The organism is Mesorhizobium sp. M1163 (assembly GCF_040318415.1).
Lineage (GTDB): Bacteria > Pseudomonadota > Alphaproteobacteria > Rhizobiales > Rhizobiaceae > Mesorhizobium.
Map to the genome: position 1 here is coordinate 1 of NZ_JAMYMF010000037.1, position 19,216 is coordinate 19,216.

General features: G+C 60.2%; 16 protein-coding genes and 2 pseudogenes. 11 read left to right on the plus strand and 7 right to left on the minus strand.

The features are described 5' to 3' along the window. Positions 1-847 precede the first annotated feature (847 nt). Positions 848-1,827, minus strand: a pseudogene (locus NKH43_RS28405) (IS110 family RNA-guided transposase); the annotation flags it as partial. A 1,243-nt stretch (positions 1,828-3,070) separates the two neighbouring features. On the opposite strand from NKH43_RS28405, the gene NKH43_RS28410 reads away from it, so the two are divergent. After that, the gene (locus NKH43_RS28410; RefSeq protein WP_352496426.1) at positions 3,071-3,805 is read left to right on the plus strand and encodes a thermonuclease family protein; all 735 of its coding nucleotides are present in this window, start codon (positions 3,071-3,073) and stop codon (positions 3,803-3,805) included. Positions 3,806-4,028: 223 nt separating this feature from the next. Further along, positions 4,029-4,517 (plus strand): hypothetical protein, encoded by a 489-nt coding sequence (locus NKH43_RS28415; RefSeq protein ID WP_156937504.1) that lies wholly within the window; start codon positions 4,029-4,031, stop codon positions 4,515-4,517. A gap of 62 nt (positions 4,518-4,579) precedes the next feature. Here the strand turns inward: NKH43_RS28415 and NKH43_RS28420 are convergent, their stop codons facing one another. After that, a complete protein-coding gene (locus tag NKH43_RS28420; protein WP_352620122.1) occupies positions 4,580-5,974 on the minus strand; it encodes a Do family serine endopeptidase in 1,395 nt (464 codons plus the stop codon). Between the two features lie 246 nt (positions 5,975-6,220). On the opposite strand from NKH43_RS28420, the pseudogene NKH43_RS28425 reads away from it, so the two are divergent. The 3 genes and pseudogenes from NKH43_RS28425 to NKH43_RS28435 all read left to right on the plus strand — a co-directional run. Further along, a pseudogene (locus NKH43_RS28425) lies at positions 6,221-6,457 on the plus strand (hypothetical protein); the annotation flags it as partial. Between the two features lie 89 nt (positions 6,458-6,546). Beyond that, positions 6,547-6,933 (plus strand): hypothetical protein, encoded by a 387-nt coding sequence (locus NKH43_RS28430; protein ID WP_023680933.1) that lies wholly within the window; start codon positions 6,547-6,549, stop codon positions 6,931-6,933. Continuing rightward, on the plus strand, positions 6,930-7,454 hold the full coding sequence (locus tag NKH43_RS28435; protein WP_352620120.1) for an RES family NAD+ phosphorylase: 525 nt from the start codon (positions 6,930-6,932) through the stop codon (positions 7,452-7,454). The genes NKH43_RS28430 and NKH43_RS28435 overlap by 4 nt, the downstream gene beginning before the upstream one ends. Before the next feature lie 43 nt (positions 7,455-7,497). On the opposite strand, the gene scpB is transcribed toward NKH43_RS28435, so the two are convergent. From scpB to NKH43_RS28455, 4 genes are all read right to left on the minus strand, one after another. Further along, the gene (scpB, locus tag NKH43_RS28440; RefSeq protein ID WP_352620119.1) at positions 7,498-8,205 is read right to left on the minus strand and encodes an SMC-Scp complex subunit ScpB; all 708 of its coding nucleotides are present in this window, start codon (positions 8,203-8,205) and stop codon (positions 7,498-7,500) included. Positions 8,206-8,207: 2 nt separating this feature from the next. Further along, on the minus strand, positions 8,208-9,164 hold the full coding sequence (locus tag NKH43_RS28445) for a DUF1403 family protein (protein WP_352620118.1): 957 nt from the start codon (positions 9,162-9,164) through the stop codon (positions 8,208-8,210). Between the two features lie 243 nt (positions 9,165-9,407). Beyond that, positions 9,408-10,001 (minus strand): type II toxin-antitoxin system VapC family toxin, encoded by a 594-nt coding sequence (locus NKH43_RS28450; protein ID WP_352620117.1) that lies wholly within the window; start codon positions 9,999-10,001, stop codon positions 9,408-9,410. Continuing rightward, positions 9,991-10,287, minus strand: a complete 297-nt coding sequence (locus NKH43_RS28455) for a hypothetical protein (RefSeq protein ID WP_352468047.1) — start codon at positions 10,285-10,287, stop codon at positions 9,991-9,993. Before NKH43_RS28455 ends, NKH43_RS28450 begins: the two co-directional genes overlap by 11 nt. Before the next feature lie 275 nt (positions 10,288-10,562). On the opposite strand from NKH43_RS28455, the gene NKH43_RS28460 reads away from it, so the two are divergent. The 4 genes from NKH43_RS28460 to repC all read left to right on the plus strand — a co-directional run bounded on the left by NKH43_RS28460 (position 10,563) and on the right by repC (position 16,410). Next, entirely contained in the window at positions 10,563-11,693 is a 1,131-nt protein-coding gene (locus NKH43_RS28460) for a site-specific integrase (protein WP_051409794.1), read from the plus strand. Between the two features lie 1,006 nt (positions 11,694-12,699). Next, complete coding sequence (gene repA, locus NKH43_RS28465; protein WP_023749471.1) at positions 12,700-13,881, plus strand: plasmid partitioning protein RepA; 1,182 nt, start codon at positions 12,700-12,702, stop codon at positions 13,879-13,881. After that, positions 13,878-14,912, plus strand: coding sequence for a plasmid partitioning protein RepB (repB, locus tag NKH43_RS28470; RefSeq protein WP_352620116.1), 1,035 nt, complete (start codon positions 13,878-13,880; stop codon positions 14,910-14,912). Before repA ends, repB begins: the two co-directional genes overlap by 4 nt. A 154-nt stretch (positions 14,913-15,066) precedes the next feature. Beyond that, positions 15,067-16,410, plus strand: a complete 1,344-nt coding sequence (gene repC / locus NKH43_RS28475; RefSeq protein WP_023723128.1) for a plasmid replication protein RepC — start codon at positions 15,067-15,069, stop codon at positions 16,408-16,410. A 301-nt stretch (positions 16,411-16,711) separates the two neighbouring features. Here the strand turns inward: repC and NKH43_RS28480 are convergent, their stop codons facing one another. Continuing rightward, positions 16,712-17,644 (minus strand): recombinase family protein, encoded by a 933-nt coding sequence (locus tag NKH43_RS28480; RefSeq protein ID WP_031195486.1) that lies wholly within the window; start codon positions 17,642-17,644, stop codon positions 16,712-16,714. A gap of 612 nt (positions 17,645-18,256) precedes the next feature. On the opposite strand from NKH43_RS28480, the gene NKH43_RS28485 reads away from it, so the two are divergent. Together NKH43_RS28485 and NKH43_RS28490 are read left to right on the plus strand one after the other, a co-directional pair. Next, positions 18,257-18,520, plus strand: a complete 264-nt coding sequence (locus NKH43_RS28485; protein WP_084643174.1) for a hypothetical protein — start codon at positions 18,257-18,259, stop codon at positions 18,518-18,520. Further along, a complete protein-coding gene (locus NKH43_RS28490) occupies positions 18,520-19,212 on the plus strand; it encodes a nucleotidyl transferase AbiEii/AbiGii toxin family protein (protein ID WP_023723131.1) in 693 nt (230 codons plus the stop codon). The genes NKH43_RS28485 and NKH43_RS28490 overlap by 1 nt, the downstream gene beginning before the upstream one ends. The last annotated feature ends 4 nt before the right edge of the window (positions 19,213-19,216 follow it).

Here is a 19,216-nt window from a genome sequence, read left to right on the forward strand (position 1 = left end):
GGGCAAAAAGAGGGGCTATGAAACTGGGAGCAAACGATGACTGTCCAAAAAGAAGACTATCGAACCAACAGAGCCGACTACGCCATAGCTGCGATGCATAGCCGAGCGACCGCTGAGGGCGATCGTGACGATTTGGTGGCGAGGAAAAAGTCCCTGTGGGTAACAGATCGGCGATCTGCAAAATTGGCTGCAAACCCCTCCGAAAGCTCGCCAGAACCCAAGGCAAAACCGCGCGGTAAGTGAATCGGACGCCAGCCACTTTCTTACCGCCGCGTACTTCGTTCGCATGGTTCGATTATATTAGATTTATCTAAAATACTAACCGGCCAGTCGAGCATTCCCGAACGCTCGCTGGTCAGGCCCAGCGGCCCCCCTAACCCAAGCTGCTGGGCCGCCACTCAGAGCAAAGCGCGATGTATGAGCATACCTAGCATAACGGTGATCGTCTCCACCTTGCCGGCCTTGCTTAGCACCACCTGAAAATCAGCTTCGAATCCCCGAATGTGCGGGGTCCCAGTGGCCATCACTAGACATTTCGAGATTTGCGGTTCAAGCCTCCCTTCATCGGCATGAGCGGTGACGGAGTACATCATCTTGCCAAATCAACACAGCCGACATCCTCGTCCCCTCGTTCGGTCGAAAGCCAGGTGGAACAATCAGGGTGCGCAACTTGTCATGACTGATATTGCCGCTTCACCCCAGCTTTGAGCGTGCGCCCTTCCGCCTGTGCGTGGTTCACCGTTTTTTACATTATTAGCGCACGTTTATAAACGGACATGTTGGTGTAGCTTGTACGTGCCCAAAGCCTCGGCGCAACGACCCAGCGCCGAGGCTTTTTTGCGGTATCCTTGCTCAGCATGTGCCAGATGATCATTGCAAGCTTGCGCGCAGTGGCGACGGCCGCGATGTGCTTCCCGCGGCGCGAGGCGATCCGCTTGTGGGAGGCGCGAAGAGGTCCTGGCGATCGCACAGCCGCCCATGCCGCCTCGACCAGCATCCCCCGCGCATGGCCGCGGCCCTGCTTCGTGATGCGCCCGTCATAGGCTGGCCCCTCACCGGACTGCCGCACGCTCGGATTGAGGCCAAGATAGTCAACGAGCTTCTGTGGATCGCTGAAGCGCCGTATGTCGCCGATTGCCGCGGCAACGCTCGCAGCCACGGTGACGTCGAGGCCGGGCAACGTCATCAGGCGGCGGATTGTCGGATCCTGAAGGGCATGTACGGCGATATCCGCCTCGACCACCGTCAACGTCTCGTTGATCTGGTTAATCAAGCCGAGGTGGCGCTCGATGGCGGCGCGCTCATCCGCAGGCAATATTTGCCTCGTCAGCCATTTGCGCCCGCTGATCCCGACGAGGTTCCCATGCGGACACGGCGGGATCAGGTGGGCGTGGAGGATTGACTGGATCAGGTTCTTCAGCCGCGAACGCTGGCGAACCAGCTGTGTCCGCCTGGTGACCTGTCTTCGGAGGGCAAGGGTCCCCGGATCCGGAACCCAGACCTCCGGCAGAAAGCCCGAGGCGTAGAGCTTCGCAAGGACAGTGCGTCGATCGTGTCAGTCTTCACCTTCGCGTGCGCGATCATGTGCACCTGCTTGGGATTGGCGATCACGATCCGATGGACGTAGGGCGACAGCACTTCAGCGACGGCAGCAGCATTGCCTGTCGCCTCGATCACCACATGATCATCGTGGGTGAGTTCCTTCCTGGCGAACTCCTCGAGCTTATTGCGCAGCATTTGAACGCGGCCGAGCTTGACGATCTCGCCATCAAGCAACGACACGACCTCGGCGGTTACGCGGTGTATGTCCATGCCGATAATACGCACGGTTCCCTCCATCGTTGGTCACGAACAGGGAGCGAGCGGGCAACACGACAAATACGGATCCGCACTCGCAGCGCATCCGGGCGAGTCGTAGGGGCGGCCAGATAATGTGCTCGAACTCGCAGTTCATCTGCATACGCCGGCCTGCCCGCACTTGCGTGCTCCCGGTGCCCCGTGGCCCGGATGCGCCAAGCTTAACGAACCTGACGTACCGAACAAACGATGGCACCAAGAACATCATGCCGGATACGGCTTCATCGAGAGCTTCAACGGCAAGGAAGGCGCGTCAACACTCTACGCTACGATTGCTGGCCGCCCGTCGTCACGGCGCATATGCGACGTTCCGTTAGCCGCCGATCGCGTTCCTATCCACGACAATCGCGTGGTGGTACATTCGGTTGATTTGGCGAATGTTTTTTGTCGTCAACTCACCGGGAAACCGGGAAGGTGGTCATGAGAATTATTACCGCTCTAGCATGCGTCGCCCTCCTTGCAGGTTGCACAACGGCAGGCCCCCCAGGGCCCCAAGGGCCTGTCGGTCCACAAGGTCTTCCCGGCAAGCAGGGACCTAGAGGTGCAATGGGGGCTGAGGGTCCGGCGGGGAAGGACGGCGTCGGCGGTTGGGAAATCACCCAGTATGCAAGCGCGAGTGATACAAGCCCAGACAAATCCGCACAGGCTTGGTGTCCCAAGCCAAAAGTCGTCATAGGTGGCGGTGCCAGCGCGTCAAATTCAAATGCTCTAATTTCTAGGAGCTTGCCGGTTACTTCCCCAGCTCCAGGGTGGGTAGCACAAGCGCATGTAGCCGCTACGTCCCCAACAGCTTGGACGCTGACAGCATACGCCATTTGCGCGCTTGTCAAATAGTCGGCGCTTGGCCGGGCCGGTGAACTTTGCGTTGTCGCGTCTTGGAGACACAAACGGCGTTCTAGTCTTCATCCCAAAAATCCTGCAGCGAGGCGTGCCGAAGGTCTTCCTCGCCCCGGAGGTGCTTCACGCGGACCTTGATGCCCGCTTGCGAAGGCCATAGTTGAGACGGTTGAAAGGCTGAGCCGGTGCCCCCCGCGTTGACCAGTTGCCGACCGGCTAGTGCAGCTTCTGGACTCTCGCCCGGAATGGCGGCATTCTCTCTTCCGGGAGAGCGGGCGTGGGCAAAGGCCACCGTTATCAAGGCGCCAATCAGGCTGACCGCTGGCGAAGGCGCGCCGGCAGAAGAATGCCGTTACGGCGGCTGCCGCGACCCCTCTTGGGGCTGATCTTCCTCGGCGCCGGCACGCTTGCCGCCGCAGTCACCCAATTCGCGATCCAGAGCACCGCCGGCCAACAGAGCACGATAACAAACTGGACAGAACCATTGCCTGGCCACATGGAAGGCCGCGCCTCGGTGATCGATGGCGACACAGTAGAGATTGCAGGCCAAAGGATTCGTTTCAATGGCATCGACGCGCCCGAGAGCCGTCAGCACTGCGACGACGCCAAGGGCTTTGACTACCCATGCGGGCGCCGCGCTGCCCAAGCCTTGGACAAGTTCCTGGCAGCTTCGCGACCGCTGCATTGCAGTTTTGTCGATCGTGATCGGTACGGGCGTCTTGTCGGGAACTGCGATCGGGCGGGCGGTCGTAGCGTTCAGCGCTGGCTTGTCGAGCAGGGCTTGGCACTGGACTGGCCCCTCTACAGCCACGGCGCCTATGCGGGGCAGCAGGCGAAGGCAGAGGCGGCAAAGCTCGGTCTGTGGGCCGGAACTTTTCAGGCGCCTTGGGTGTGGCGTCTAGCGCATGCCGACAACCGGCCGCTTTCTAACCAGCCGCTTGGCTTAATCAACCGCCATCAGGTCGCACAAAGCGGCTATTCATGCGAGCCGCGGCGCACCTGTTCCCAAATCAGCTCGTGCGATGAAGCAAGTTGGTACCCAGCCAACTGCTCTTGGGGCCGCAAGCTAGACCGCGACAAAGACGGCATCGCCTGCGAAAGCCAGTGTTGAACCTGCAGGTGCTGCCGCTTCACGGTCGCACGCACGTCGGTGTTGGCGCCGCGGCGCGTTGGGGTGGGTTTGGTCATGTGGAGGGGTTCCTAATGAAAGGGCCGCCTCGACGGGTGGCTTTTGAACGGTGACGGACTGCCGTTCCAAGCGGACCAGCTATTGTCGACTAAATGAAAGCGGGAAGATCCAACGATGCCTCCAAAATACGTGCAGCCCTCCGTTCATGAGACAGCTTTCAGCGGCATTCCAAATCGGCAGGGAGTTCGGCAGAGCCGAGGCCGAAGTTATGTTGCCCCGCCCATCGATTATGATCGCCACCCATCGACAACGAGCGATGCAGAACACGGCGAGCCGACCTGACGTTATCATTCGCTGGCATCAAGTCCGGCCTGATTTTCCAGAACTCGTTGCAACTGATGCGGCGAACTTTGACGCTGCCGTCTCAACAATGACCGTGCGAGATGTGGTCATATGGCGTCTTCGGGAAGGGCGCTCGCTGCGCGGTTCCGGCAAGGCCGGTCTTCATCATCGCCAACGCGGCGAAGGTCTTCTATCACGCTATATAGGAACGGAGTGCGTCAAAATTGACACGGGCTCGGCACGAGCTGCTCAAGTGCGGACGATGATGGGAGCCACGGCCGGCTGGCTGCTTTTTGCCGCGCGCGAGATGGGAGGAGGCGGCTGGAGTGATGTTTGGGCTCCGGCGACCTGATTCCGTTCTTTCGGATACGGAACGGAAACTTTGCCACATTTTTGGTTTCGACGCACGCTACGTCAGGAAGCAGCTAGGGCAATGAAGAGCGATTGTCCTTGCCTGTTTATGCCCAACAGAATGGGCTTGTGCTGCTGCCGGGATCTTGCCCACTCCTCCTGGATATCTGACGGCTGTGCCACATCCCGGTTGTTGGCCGAGACAATCACGTCGCCAGGTCGAAGGCCGTTCTCGGCGGCGGGGCTATTCGGCGCCACTTCCTGGATAAACACGCCGGTGGTACCCGGCTGCAGACCGAGTTGCTGGCGGGCTTCGTCCGGAATGGTGCTGAGCGACAGCCCGAGGCGTTGGTCCGCCGCTTCCGGACTCGGAACGGCACCGGTCTGCACCTCCTCGTCCTTGCGTTGGCCGACGGTCAGCTCCACCTCCTGCTGGGAGCCGCCGCGGTTCCTTGTCAGCGTCGCTTTCGACCCTGGCTTTTCGTTCGCTGCCGCCAGTGTCAAGTCATGGACGCCCTGGATGTCCTTGCCGCTGAACCGGGTGATTACATCGCCCGATTGTAGGCCGGCCTTCTCCGCCGGACTGCCGGGCTCGACCGAGGCGACCAGCGCTCCCTTGGTGCTCGATATCCCAAGCGCTTGGGCAAGCGACGGCGTCACCTCCTGGAGACGCACTCCGATGAAGCCGCGGTCGATCCGGCCGGTACGGATCAGCTGATCGGCGACGCTTCGTGCAGTTCGGGACGGCACGGCGAAACCGATGCCGATGCTGCCGCCCGATGGCGAGACGATGGCCGTGTTGACGCCGATCACTTCGCCGCGCGCGTTAAACAGCGGGCCGCCGGAATTGCCTCTGTTGATCGAGGCGTCTGTCTGGAGGAAATCGTCGTAAGGGCCGGCCTGGATGTCGCGCGAGCGGGCGGAAAGAACGCCGACGGTCACGGTTCCCCCGAGCCCGAAGGGACTGCCAATCGCGATCGTCCAGGCACCCGGCTGCATTGCGTCAGAGTCACCCCAGGCGGTGGTCGTCATGTTGGGGCGTGGATCGACCTTCAGCACCGCGATGTCGGTTGCTGGATCGCGGCCCACAAGTCGCGCGCGCGAAGTCTTCTTATCGGAGAATACGACGTGGATTTCGGTGGAGTCGGCCACGACATGATTGTTGGTGACGATGTAGCCCTCCGGACTGACCACGAAGCCGGAGCCGAGAGCTTCTCGCACCTGCGGCTGGGCAGGCCCGCGGCTGTCGAAGGGGTTGAGAAAATCGTCGAGCATCGTTTGGTCCTGGATGATCTGCCTCGTCGTGATCGCGACCACGGCCGGCAGCTTCTGACGCAGGATTGCGCTGAAGTCGTTCGGGATTTCCTGTGCTGAAACCGGAGCAAAGCCGCCAGCCGAGAGCATCAAGATTCCTGCGACGAGGCCCATGCTCAGTCGCTTCCTGGCAATGTAAGACATGATTGATTCTCCTGCCCGACCGCCCTGGCGCTGCCGCGCGACTTTTCCCAGACGCAACAACTGACATTCACGCCGATTGTTTCACCGGTTCGAAAAAATGTTGATCGTGGGCTGAACTGCGAGGATTTGGCCTTGTCGGGCCATTGAAATTTGCTCGAAACTCTCCAAAATTTTGGCTGGTGAAAATCGCGAGAGCCACCAAAGATGACATCAACAAAGGAGACTATTCAAAGCGGAGGACCATCGATGGAAGGAGCCATTTCGACGAGTTTTCCCCCAATCGGGCCCGAGGGTCCTGATGTTTTTCTTGACCGGTTGCTCCATCCAGCACGGCATTTCGAGCGACCTCAGGACGTGCTGACTGACGCGACGCTGGACGTCCAGGAGAAGCGTGCAATCCTTTCGTCCTGGGCATCGGATGCCTGTGCGGTGGAATCGGTGCCGGCGCTACGCATGCCGCCGGGAGCAACCGAACCGGTCAGCTCCATGTTGGGGACAAGACGATGCCTCCGTCCACTTGCTATGCATCGGAATGTGCATATATTGTGCATATGAGAGGTCGGAGATTTGTCATGGCCCACGCACAGCTCGCACATTCCACGGTGATTTCCGGCTTTGTCGATAGCCTGCAGGAGCCGCGCACGCCTTATATCTCGCCGAAGCGCCTGTCGCAGGCGCTGGGCGTGAAGGTGGCCAACTTGGCCCAGCTGACCGGTGTCCACCGCAACACGCTCCGCAATCCCTCATCGGAGCGCCTGCAGGGCCGGATGCGCGAGATGGTGAAAGTGATCTCGGCGGCGACGGAACTCACCGGCGACGTCAACAAGGCGATCTTTTGGTACCGCAATGAACCGATCGCCGACTATGGCCATCGTACCGCAGCCGAGCTCGTCGCGGGCGGCCAGGTCGAGGCGGTTCTGGCCTTTATCCGGGATCTCGAGAATGGTGCGCGCGGGTGAGGATCACCCGCATCGGTCCAGACGAAATCTTCCATCGCTATCTGACTCCCAAATGGGCTTTCCTGCCCACCAGCGGTGCAGGCGCAGCGATGGACGGCGGTCGTTTCAACCGGCCAGGCATCGAAGCGCTTTATCTGTCGCGTGCGACCCAGACGGCGCTTGATGAATACAAGCAGGGAGCCAGCATCACCCCGCCCGCCACCCTTGCCGCTTACAAGATCACGCTCGCCGAGGTAGCCGACCTTTCGCAGGGTTTCGACCCGGACATCTGGGACGGCCCGTGGAAGGAGTGGGATTGTGCCTGGCGCCAGGTCGCTCGCATCGACAAGAAGATCCCGCCATCGTGGAAGCTCGCGGATCTGGTCATCACCGCCGGACTTCGCGGCATCCTGTTTCCGTCGCTGCGTCACGCCGGCGGCACCAATCTGGTGATCTTTCCGGCCAATCTTGTCGACGGCGACCATGTCGCGGTTCACGATCCCGATCAACGGTTGCCGCACGACCAGTCGTCCTGGTGCTGAGTTATCGACCGTCTCTGGGATCGCAACGCGACGACGTCCCCCGTCACGGCGCTTGGTCCCCAACGACATCGTCCTCGCCGTCGCCCTCCCCGCTCGCCAGCCCGGCTGGAATATCGCCGGCCAGCAGCTTCTCCTTCGACAGCAGCCCTGCGTCCTCAAGCGCCTCGAAATCCGGTAGCTGGCGCAGCGTGTCGAGCCCGAACTGCGAGAGAAAAGTTTTCGTCGTCACATAAGTATAGGGCGCGCCAGGTTGCGGCGAGCGCGGACCCGAAGCGATAAGATCCTGCGCGCGCAGCACGCCGATCAGGTCGCGCGACACCTCCTTGCCGAAGAAAGAAGACAGCTCGCCACGCGTGATCGGCTGGAAGTATGCAATGCACATCAGCACGAGCGCCTCCGACTGCGACAGTTCTTTCGGCCCCTGCCCCGCGGCCGTGCCGAAGGCTGCGTGAATGGCATCGCCAAAAACCTTTCTGGTCCGGTGCTGCCAGCCGCCAGCGACTGACACCAGCTCATAGGGGCGGCCGGCGAGTTCGGCGCGGATGTCATCGATGATCAGCTCGAGATTGCAATTTCTCCCAACAACCCGCGCCAGCACCTCTCGCTGCACCGGTTCATTTGCGGCAAAGATCGCCGCTTCGACGCGTCCCATCCACTCGCGCCAGCGCAATTCCGCCGGCAGATGTTCCAGCTCGGTGTCGAGCAACGCCGGCTGATCGTTTGCCTTGCGGCGGGCGGACGCTTCGCTCATCGCTAAAGTCCAAACAGGCGGAAGGTGGGGCGGCCGGACAGCTCACGCACGGCGTCGAGCTGTTGCAGCCGCTCGAACAGGCGGCGCGCCGCAAACCGCGACAGGTTTTTCGTCGTCAGCGAGCCCGAGACGGCGTCTTCACTGAGCAGCAGAAAGATCACGTCGCCGGCGCCTTTGGCGCGCAGTTTTGGTGCCGCCGCCAGCAGCTTTTCGGCGCGGCGCAACAGCTCGGTCGCCAACCGGCAGGCCTCCGTCGCAGCATGAACCAGCGCAATGCAGACCGCGCGCTCAAACCCCTTTTCGCCGGGCCGGATCCGTTTGCCGCCGCCGGCCTCGCCGCGAAAAGCCGGACCAAAGGCCTGAGCCAGCAGCAGCGGCAGCGGCCGCGGCCAGCGCAGGTTTTGCGCCAGTACCAGGTCGGCGAGCCACCAGGCAAAAAGCTCGGCATCGGGCCGCATGGCAACGACGTGAGCGGCGATCGCTGCCGCGGCGAACGGCGCCGGCCGCCCCGAGCGCGCCAGGTCGTCGATGTGTTCACAAAGCGCGGTCAGCGCCTCGACGTCTCGATGGAGACCCAGTTGCTCGGTGACCCGTGCCAGGCGATCGACAGCGGCGGCTGGCGGCATGAGCGCGAGCTGCCGCCAAGCGCCGAAGATGGCGCCGGCAGGACCAGGATCGGCTCCAGCCGGGCGCAGGTGCCACGCGTCGCGCAGGGCGGCCTCATCCTCCGCGCGCCCGGCCAGCCGCATGCTGGCGGCGGCGCATTTCAGCGCCAGCCGCTGGCGCCAGGCGCCGGACCAGGCAGGCTGCGCGCGGGCGAGGCTATCGAGCGAAGCCAAGGCGGCGCCGGCCTGGAAAGCGGCGTCGGCGTCGCAAGCGTTACGGCCGGGCGCGAGCGCCCAGGCCGGAAGGGCAGGGGGCGCGGCTGGGGCGGCGGTCGCGGGATTGAGGCGAATCATGATTTCGAGGGTAAAGCGCCGGTGCGCTTTGCGCTAGAATTTTCGCGCCAAAACGCACAACCTGTCGGCGTAATAAAACGAACGATAATTGCATTATCGTTCGTGTTTGTCATTACGTTAGAAATGGCCGCTGTCGCCCGCGGTTCAACGGTCGCAGGAGAGTGTCAGCGACCTTTTTGAAGACTGGTGGTCATTAAAGGAGGTTGGACGATCACGGTGCACGGGCATCTGCCACAGACGCTTTCAACCCTGCGGGCGCAAGTCTGTCACCGGCCGGTAGAAGATCACACGCACCGACGGAACAAGCTGGTTGAGGTAATCGAAATCCCCAACATTGCCGGTCAGGACCGTCGCGCCCAGCAGACCGGCCTGGTGAAAGATCAGCGCATCGTTGAGGAAGCGGCGTGCATGGCCCTCCCCTTTCGGCAGACGGCTCAGCCGGAACAGCAGGCCGGCAAGCATGCCGGCGCGTCCCCAGGCGGTGGCGTCGGGTGCATGCAGCCGGTGCACTGGAATGTCTTCAATCGTGCCTGCAACCACTTTCAGGACCGACTTCGTCGTGGGGTGCGCTGGGTCGAGCCGGCCGAACAGGTGGCTGAGCTCGGCAAGGCAGACGGCCGAGTGCTGACAGAGCCTATAGATCAGAAGGTCATCGACCACTTTGGGCGTGCGCCCCTGAAGGACATCCAGATAGACGCTCGTGTCGAGAAGCAATGCACCGCCGACAGGCGGCTGGTCCCCTGCCCAGGACAGAGCGGAATCCGGCCGCCGTTCCAGCCCGCCGGCACGCCGCTGTGGTTTGAGGGAACGCAGTGCGCTCCCGAGATCAAACGCCAAGATCAATGTCTGCGGAGATGCTGCCCTTGCGGCGGACGAGCTGGGCGCCAAAATCGTCCTCGAGGGCCAGCCGCGACAAGGCGAGCTCCAGCAGTTCAGTGTCGGAGGTCACATGAGCGCGCTTTTTTGCCGCCTCGATCAATTCCGACGGCACCCTCCCGGAAAGGCGTGTGTTCTTGGCCGCGCCGAGAAGGCCGACCGCCCTCGCCTGCTCAAGCACCAGACGGTTCCGGGTGTGGGCGATCCGCTCCTCGCTTTCGGCTGCCGTTGCGCCACGTACGCTCATCCTGGATTCTCCTGTTGAACGAAACATAAGGGATGTTGAACATGAAGGCAAGGATCGGCACTGAGAAAGAGGGCCCTAGGAGGGTCAACACTGGATCGGACATGGTCCGTCGCCCGGTCATGCTAAAGCACGACCCAGCGTGTGGTCGTACGCGACCGGCGCAAATCTCGGGAGCTACTGGTCAAGCACCTCGCGGTGGACAATTGGGCGCTTTGGTCGCACGTTGGGGCTCTCAGAATCGCACCACTGTGACATTCAAATGATCGAGAGTTTCGATGGGCAGTCCCCGTAATTTCATGACGCCCATCGACGCGGTCGACACCAGCGACCTGCCTGACATTGTCGACGTCGTCATGGAAATGGGGCATCCGGATGAGGCTCCCGCTCCTCCCACGCAGGTCCTCGACTCGCGACGAGCATCACTGCCTGCCCATCTCGAAAAGCTGGCCGACCGCGCGCGCGATTACGTCGAGGCGGCGAGTTCGGCAAACACCCGTCGCGCCTATGCCGCCGACTGGAAGCATTTTTGCGCCTGGTGCCGGCGCCAGGCGTTTGATCCGCTGCCGCCAGATCCACAAGTCGTCGGCCTCTACATCACGGCCCAGGCCTCAGGATCGGAACGGGACAAAAAGTCTGTGTCGACCATTGAGCGCCGCCTGTCGTCGCTGACCTGGAACTATACGCAACGCGGTCAACCGCTCGACCGGAAGGACCGGCATATCGCCACCGTGCTCGCCGGCATCCGCAATAAACACGCCTCCCCTCCCCGTCAAAAGGAAGCCATCCTGCGCGACGATCTTGTCGCCATGCTGGAAACGCTCGATCGTGGCACGCTGCGCGGTCTGCGCGGCCGCGCCATGTTGCTTTTGGGCTTCGCCGGCGGCTTGCGCCGCTCCGAAATCGTGGGCCTCGATGTTGCGCGCGATCAAACCGAGGACGGCTGCGGCTGGATTGAATTTTTCCCGGACAAGGGCGTGCTGGTTACGCTGCGAGGCAAGACCGGCTGGCGCGAGGTCGAGATTGGCCGCGGCTCGTCCGATGCCACCTGCCCGGTCGTCGCCCTGCAGACCTGGCTGAAGCTGGCCCGCATCGCGCATGGCCCCCTCTTCCGCCGCGTCACGGGGCAGGGCAAAGCTGTGGGCGCCGAGCGGCTCAACGATCAGGAGGTGGCGCGGCTGGTCAAACGCGCGGCCTTGGCCGCCGGCGTGCGCGGTGATCTTTCCGAGGGCGAGCGCGGCCAAAAGTTTTCCGGCCATTCGCTGCGCGCTGGCCTCGCCTCCTCTGCCGAGGTTGACGAGCGCTACGTGCAGAAGCAGCTTGGTCACGCCTCGGCAGAGATGACACGCAAATACCAGCGCCGGCGCGATCGCTTCCGCGTCAATCTAACTAAGGCGTCAGGATTGTAGAGTGCGGTACGCCCCCCAGCCGCAGGTGCCTCTGGATGCGCCAATCCACCCCGGCGCCACAGATCCAACCATCAAGTTGATGGGTTTCTAAGGTTTATTGGTGCGGGCGCAAGCCTCCAACTTGAAGAGCTGTTCCCAGCTGGGAACTCAAAATACGGGTTGTGCGAGAAGTTGCTTCTCGATGAGTTCTCCAGGATCCTTCGCCGACACTTGGACTAGCCCCCGAGGGAAGTTGCCTGGCGACTGCAGGAGCCTCTTGCTCGACGCTGGAGGAAAGTGCGCGTGGACAGGACGCCCACGTGCCAAACGGTGCTGATTGCTGTCAAATCGCGTGGGACGCCTGGCGATAGATCCTAGCCGCTGAGTTGCCATTCGCGAGAGTCGCTCGGCCCGGAAGGAATGCCTCGTTGCAGGGTAGGGGCCGTGGGGCGTCTAACTTGTCTGCCTGGGGGCGTTCACCGAAGTGACATCGGAAGCGGCGCGGCATGGCTGCATTACAAACACAACCCATCGTCCCCGACGCAAAGGATGGTGACTTCCCTAGGACTGCGCGAGCTCAGTGCCTCCGTCACAACGGGAATTTCGCCGCCGCGCCAAAGTGGGGGGAGGGGGTATCTCTCCATGCGCCGAAACCTACCTGCGCTTTTGTAGGTCGCTCGCGGCCGTACGCGGAAGCCAGAGGCCAACCGGTACACCAACGTCGACTATCTACGAGAACAAAACGGGCAACGGGGCCCGCCCGTGCCCCCATGCTGCGTAACCAACTTCATAGCTGTCTTTTTCAATGCCTGATGCGCAACTTTGACGGCACAGGGAAGCCAGCGATAGCGAAAAGTTCCCAGCTGGGAACTGCCCTGTGTCCATTTGCTCGAATTCTCCGAATCGGGCATACCTCCAGTAACGGAAAAACCGCGTAATTCGAAAAGTTGGCGTAGTTGGCGTGGCGTTAACAGCTTGTTAACCACAGTCGCTATCAATAGGCGCTGGGTGCAAGAGGAGAATCTGGGTGACGCGGCATCTAAGTAGCCTTCAGTTCATGAATACCTTTTCGACGAAACTCGAGAAGGCACTCAACAATCTTTCGCTGGCTCAGTATCCTCCAGATGCGATTCGTACGATGCGCAAATTCACTTCGACGGAAGTGGCAGCATTGCTAGGAGTGACTGAAGCTTACATACGGCAGGTCTCCTTAAAAGGGCAGGGGCCTGAGCCAGAGACAACGACCACCGGAAAGCGCTTATATTCTGTGGAGCAGGTGCTGGACCTTCGGATGCACCTGGCGGAAAAGGCACGGAAGAAATGGATCAATCCTCGTCGTGTTAAAGGCGAGGATTGCCAGATCATCGCGATCACGAACTTCAAAGGTGGATCGTCCAAGACAGCGACCACTATTCACTTGGGTCATTGGTTGGCACTACGTGGATATCGCGTTCTCGCAGTCGACATGGATCCCCAGGCGTCGTTGACAAGTCTGCAAGGAGCGTTACCCGGATTTGACTACCGAGAAGGTGACACCCTTTACTCAGCGATTCGGTTTGATGATCCGGTGCCAACGGAAAAGATTATTCATCAGACGCATATCATCGGATTCGACGTCATCTGCGCCGGTCTTGAGCTGACAGAATTCGAGACGGCCGTCACCCTTGAGATGCGCAAGAGCGGTGGAACCAGTTTTCTGCTTCGAGTGTCACAGGCGCTCGAACAGATCGTCGATAACTACGACATCGTCCTTCTCGACTGTGCGCCGTCACTCAATTTCCTGACACTTTCGTCGCTCACTGCCGCTACCGGAGTCCTAATCCCAGTTCCAGCGCACATGCTCGATGTCGACTCCACAGGGAAGTTTTTGGAGCTGGCCGCATCTTATATGCAAATCCTGGATGAGGCTGGTGCAGGCGCACGTTGGGATTTCGCCAAATTCCTCATCACAAAGTTTGAGGCCAACGACCACCCGCAAGCCAACATGCAGGCCCTAATGCGCCAAGTGTTTGGCGAGGATTTACTTCTGAATTCAGTCTCCAAATCCACTGCGGTTGCGGACGCTCTCACTTGGAAGCAGAGCCTCTATGAAGTGCAACGATCGAGGTTTTCGGCACCTAAAACTTATGATCGTGCAATCGAATCGATCAATGCCGCGAACGCGGAAATAGAAAGCCTCATCACAATGGCATGGAGGCGTGAACAGTGAGCCGTAAAGATTCTAAGGGCATGTTTGCTGCTGTTTTGGGGCAACTCGGGGAGGACAATTCGGAGGAGGGCGTCAGCCGCCGCACGTCATCGCCGCACCTGATGAAGGTGGCGGCTGGTGTTCGCCAAATGCAAGAACGTAGCGATATCGCCGACAAGTTACTGAAGTCAGGCGAACAGATCATTGAACTCGATCCCGACAAAATACGGCCGTCGTCTATTACCGATCGATATGATGACGCCTACGAGATTTCCGCCATTGCTGAGATCACTGAATCCATGCGGGAGCGCGGTCAGATTGTGCCTGGACTGGTTCGGCCAGTACAAGGCAAGGATGGCGAGTTTCAAATCGTCTATGGTCGCAGAAGATTAGCGGCAGCTAAGCAGCTTGGGATCGGATTCAAAGCGGCCGTCCGCGAGTTAACTGATGAACAAGCAGTCATTTTCCAAGGCGAAGAAAACACCGCTCGAGAGGATCTTTCATACATTGAGAAGTGCGCTTTTGCGCTTGCGCAGCAGGAAGCGGGATACAAACGGGACACCATCTGCGCTTCGCTGTCGACAGGAAAATCGCATGTCTCCGAGATGATCAAAATCGCCTCATCGGTCGACAAGGAGATACTGCAATCGATTGGTAAAGCTCCCGGGATTGGTCGAGGACGATGGCAGGAATTCTCGAACCGCTATTCCATAGACGGCTTACCCGCAAAAGCTTTCGATCTTATTCGCAAAAACAAATTCCGCGAGGCAACGTCCGACGACAGATTCATTATTCTGCTTGAGACGCTTCCATCGGATCATAATGCGATCAAAGAACCTGCGGGTCCGGCCAAGCCATCAAAGCCCAAGATTGCTATGAAATCCTGGGCTGCTCCAGACAAAACAGTCAGCGTCAGCCTCAAAGACAACGGAAAAACTACCATGATTGCGGTGGGAGAGGCTGAAGGATCGCGTTTCGCAGCGTTTATCGCCGGACAACTGGACGACCTGTTTGAGGCCTTTCGGAAGTCCATCACGAAACAAGGAGTCTGAAACCGCAAAAGAAAAAGGCCCCCGAACGGCAAGCCGTGGAAGCCTCTCTCTGAACTAAGCACTCTGAGAATCGCATCTCCACGAATCACTGTCAAGAGTCATTGGCGTCGTTTTGGCGAGCAGGTTTCTTTTGCCTAATCGAGGGTGAAAGAAAATGGAGACGAATATTGCGACGACGCCCTTTGGGCGGCGGCCGATGACGCTTGGCATGATTTCAAGCCAAGTCACCGCAAGGGCCGTGCCGAAGGACGCGATCGTCCACAAATGGCATGTCTTCCAAGATATCAAGGATGCCAGGATCGCTCTGGGCGCCACTGATCGCGCTTTGGCTATTCTCGACGCGCTGTTGTCGTTCCATCCGGACACGGCACTTTATGGCGACAGTGAACTGGTTGTATGGCCATCCAACGAGCAGCTGATCCGCCGCGCCAATGGCATGCCCCCAACGACCTTACGGCGACACCTGGCCGTTCTGGTCGAGTGTGGATTGATCATCCGTCGGGACAGCCCAAACGGCAAGCGCTTCGCCCGGAAAGGGCAGGCGGGCGAGATCGAGCAAGCCTATGGCTTTGACATCTCGCCGATCGTGGCGCGCGCTGAGGAGTTCAAGGATCTTGCGGAAGCGGTCAGATCTGAGAAGAAGGCCTTTCGTCTCGTTAAGGAGCGGCTAACCATATGCCGCCGTGACATCGTCAAGATGATCGACGCGGGGATTGAGGAAGGCGTTCCGGCGAACTGGGGCAGGGTCCAGCAGGCCTACCAGGCGATTGTTGGTCAGATACCACGCACTGCACCTAGGCAGACTCTCGAGGTGATTGCCGAAGAACTTGAAGGCCTTTGGGCTGAAGTGCGTGAAGCATTGGAATCATTTGTAAAAACACAGAAAGTGGACGCCAATGAGTCCCAAAATGGGCGCCACATACAGAATTCAAAACCAGACTCTAAATTTGAATCTGAAAGCGGCTCAGGAAATAAAGATGAAGCGGGCGGAAACGTTGCGGACACCGACAACGTACGGAGCCTACCGAAACGCGAACTGCCGCTAGGGATCGTGCTGGATGCCTGCCCGAACATGCTTTGGCTGGTGAAGGGCGGCGGCGGAATCCGCAACTGGCGTGAATTTCTGGCCGCGGCCGAGGTTGCCCGACCGTCCATGGGCGTCAGCCCGAGCGCCTGGGAGGAAGCGCGAACGGCAATGGGTGAGCAGCAGGCGGCAATTTCCATTGCCGCGATCTACCAGCGGCAGGACCAGATCAACAGCGCCGGCGGCTATTTGCGCAGCCTGACAGATCGAGCAAAGGTCGGAAAGTTCTCGGTCTGGCCGATGGTGATGGCCTTGTTGCGGGCCAAGCTTGACGCGTCGAAAATGACCGGAACCGGAGCTGAAGCCGCTGCCGTCGATTTGGAGATGGCGGGCAAGGTCGTGCGCACCGAATCCCGGCTGGAAATCAGCAATGCGTTGCGCCGCAGCCTCGACAAGCCGGGGCGCGGATCATGATGAGGTGGGCGGGTTTCGATCCGCTTTATGAGCTTGGGCGGGTCGCTGCGGCGCTTGTCGGGACGAGCGTCTTATGCGAGCATCGAAGGTATGAGAAAAGAACATGACCCGCAACCGACGCCCGATGAAACCGCCGGGATGGTGTGGTGGAATTCGCTTACCGAATCCGATCGTGCGGCTTGGCTGGCGCGGGCCGGCAGCGCCGTTCCAGCTGATGCCTGGGCCGCGTACAAGCGGCTCGGGAACGTTGAGCGTCAGCCACAGACCGTAAACTGAGGACTGTTCTGCAGCGGGATGGCGGTCAGTTCGCAGGTAGTTCGGCGACGAGTCCAAGCCGTCGGGCTCGATCGAGCAGGTTCTTGACTGAGGAGGCAGACCATTTTGCGCTTCCTCGTGGGGTTCGCTCATGCAGACGCTCGAGCTGGCCAGCGATGTCGCGGAGCGACAGGTTTGGGTTAGACTGCGAAATCCCTGCCACGAGAGTCATCAGGCGATCTTCGGGAGACAGAGGAGACGCCCGCTTTAGCAGTGTGGAGTCGGCCAGGTGCTCTGTGACGAGCCACCTCACTGCCCGCCGCAGTCGTTCAGGCGTCCAGTCGAGGCCGCGCTGCTTCAAGACCCGAACGATGTCGTCCCAGTTGTGGTCGGGTCGCATCCGGCGGACCGTCGGAAGCCACTGGTTCATCGTTGATTGTAGCCGTCGGCCATAGGCTGCCTTTTGTACCGCTGTCATCTTCGCCAGGGCTTCGGGCCTGCGCTCCCGGATACCAGGATTGCCTGGCAGCCGCCCCTTCGATCGTGCAGCGATAATGCCGGCCTTGGTCCGCTCTGAAATCAGCGCACGCTCGAGTTGGGCAACGGCGCCGAGTACCTGTAGCGAAAACATGCCCTGTGGCGTCGACGTGTCGATCGGATCTCGGAGAGATCGGAAATGCGCGCCCTTCTCAGTCAGATCCTCGATCACCTGAAGAAGATGGCTTACCGAGCGCGCGAGGCGATCGAGGCGCACCACGACCAGGACATCGCCGGCGCCGATATCGCTCATCAACCGCAGTAGGGCAGGGCGAGCTCTTGAGGCCCCGGATCCATGTTCCTGAACGACCACGTCGCAGCCAGCCGACCGCAGCTCAATTTCCTGCGCTTCCGTCGCTTGTTCGTCCGTCGACACGCGCGCGTACCCGATTTGTCGGCCCTGTGGTCGTCCGGAGCGTCGATCTTGCGCTTCACGGGCCATTTGCGGCGTCTCTCAGCTTAGGAAAGGGCGTTTGTACAAACACCGAAGATATCAACAAACGATCGTTTGTAAACGTCTCTAGTGGCCCTTTGGGTAGCTCCTACGGCTTCGATGAGGCTGAAAATCAACCATTTCTAGCCTCCTGACCGCCCCAGGGCGTGGTGCTGTACAGTCCCGATATGAGGTCATTATCGATAGTGAGCTTTCTTGCCGAAGATATCGCCTGTGACTGTCGCTTTTATTTCCCGATTTCAATTGAAGTCGTAAGCTGAAGTTCAGTACCGCCGTTTACACCTTACGGCTTCAAGCGCGGGGAGGGGACCTTCAGAGCCTTTGGTGAGGTCGACGCGGAACCGATCGCGCCACCGCCGATCTCGCCCTGCGGCTTCGTAAGGGCGAGACGTGCCGGAGTCGTGCTTCCGAAGATCAGTTCGCAGCTGGCCGAATGCCGCTCGATCCCGCGCGCGTCTGTAGCTCGTCCGTTTACGCGCGCATGGCCGCTCAGGCGTCACTGTGGTCGACGGAAGGACGATTGTGAGTCTCGCGAGCCATTTGCAGTGCCCGAGTCTCGCAGCTTGTGCCCCATCCACGAATTGACTATTTTGCATGACTATGAGTGAGCATCTGGCCTTGGTTCTGACGACAGTGAACGCGCCCTACAGCGAACAGCTCGACGGGGTGGCGCTGGCTCATTGTCTTTCGGATCTAGATCTGGCGAAGCAGTATCCTGGGCAGGTCAGTGCCTTCCTTGGAGAAGTACCGGTCGAGCAGCAGATGGAGTTCGCCGCCGCGCACCAGATAGCGGTTGATGATCTGAAGGCTTTCGCGGCCCATTTCTCTGCCTGGTCCGGCGAGAGCTATCAACTCGCTGCCTGATGATCGAGGTCCATAGCCGTCGTCCGTCCGAATGGCGGCGGCTTTTCGCCATTGCTGCCGATCTGATCGACCAGCTCCGGGAGAAGGCCGGAGGTTTTGAATTCGAATGGTCGTTTGGCGGCGGCACGGCGATGATGATCCACATCAACCATCGCGAAAGCCACGACGTCGATATCTTCCTCGACGACCCTCAGCTACTCGGCTTCATTGACCCATCCAAGAGCCAACTGAGCTTCAGCACGGGTCCTGCCGCATATGACGGCGACGGGACGAGGTTTCAGAAATTCGCGTTCGAGGGCTTGGGCGAGATTGACTTCATCGTGGCCGGGGCCTTGACCGGGACACCTTTCGAAAAGCGAGAGGTAGAAGGTCGTTCGGTATGGCTTGAGACCATTCCCGAGATCATTGCCAAGAAGGTTTATTACCGAGGCGCGGAGCCCAGACCGCGGGACATCTTCGATATCGCAGCCGCCGCGCGATCGCATCGAGCCGGCGTTGTCGGAGCCCTCCGGGCATTTCCGGATCGTGTCGCTCGAACAAGGGAGCGGCTTGCAGAGCTGAATCCGGAGTTCGTCAGACGGACGATTGCACAGCTCATGATCATGCCAGACTACGAGGAGATGGCTGCTGATAGCCTTGCCACTGCAACAGCCCTGCTCGAAGAGGTGCTGTCGCCAGCGACATCATCCTGACCAA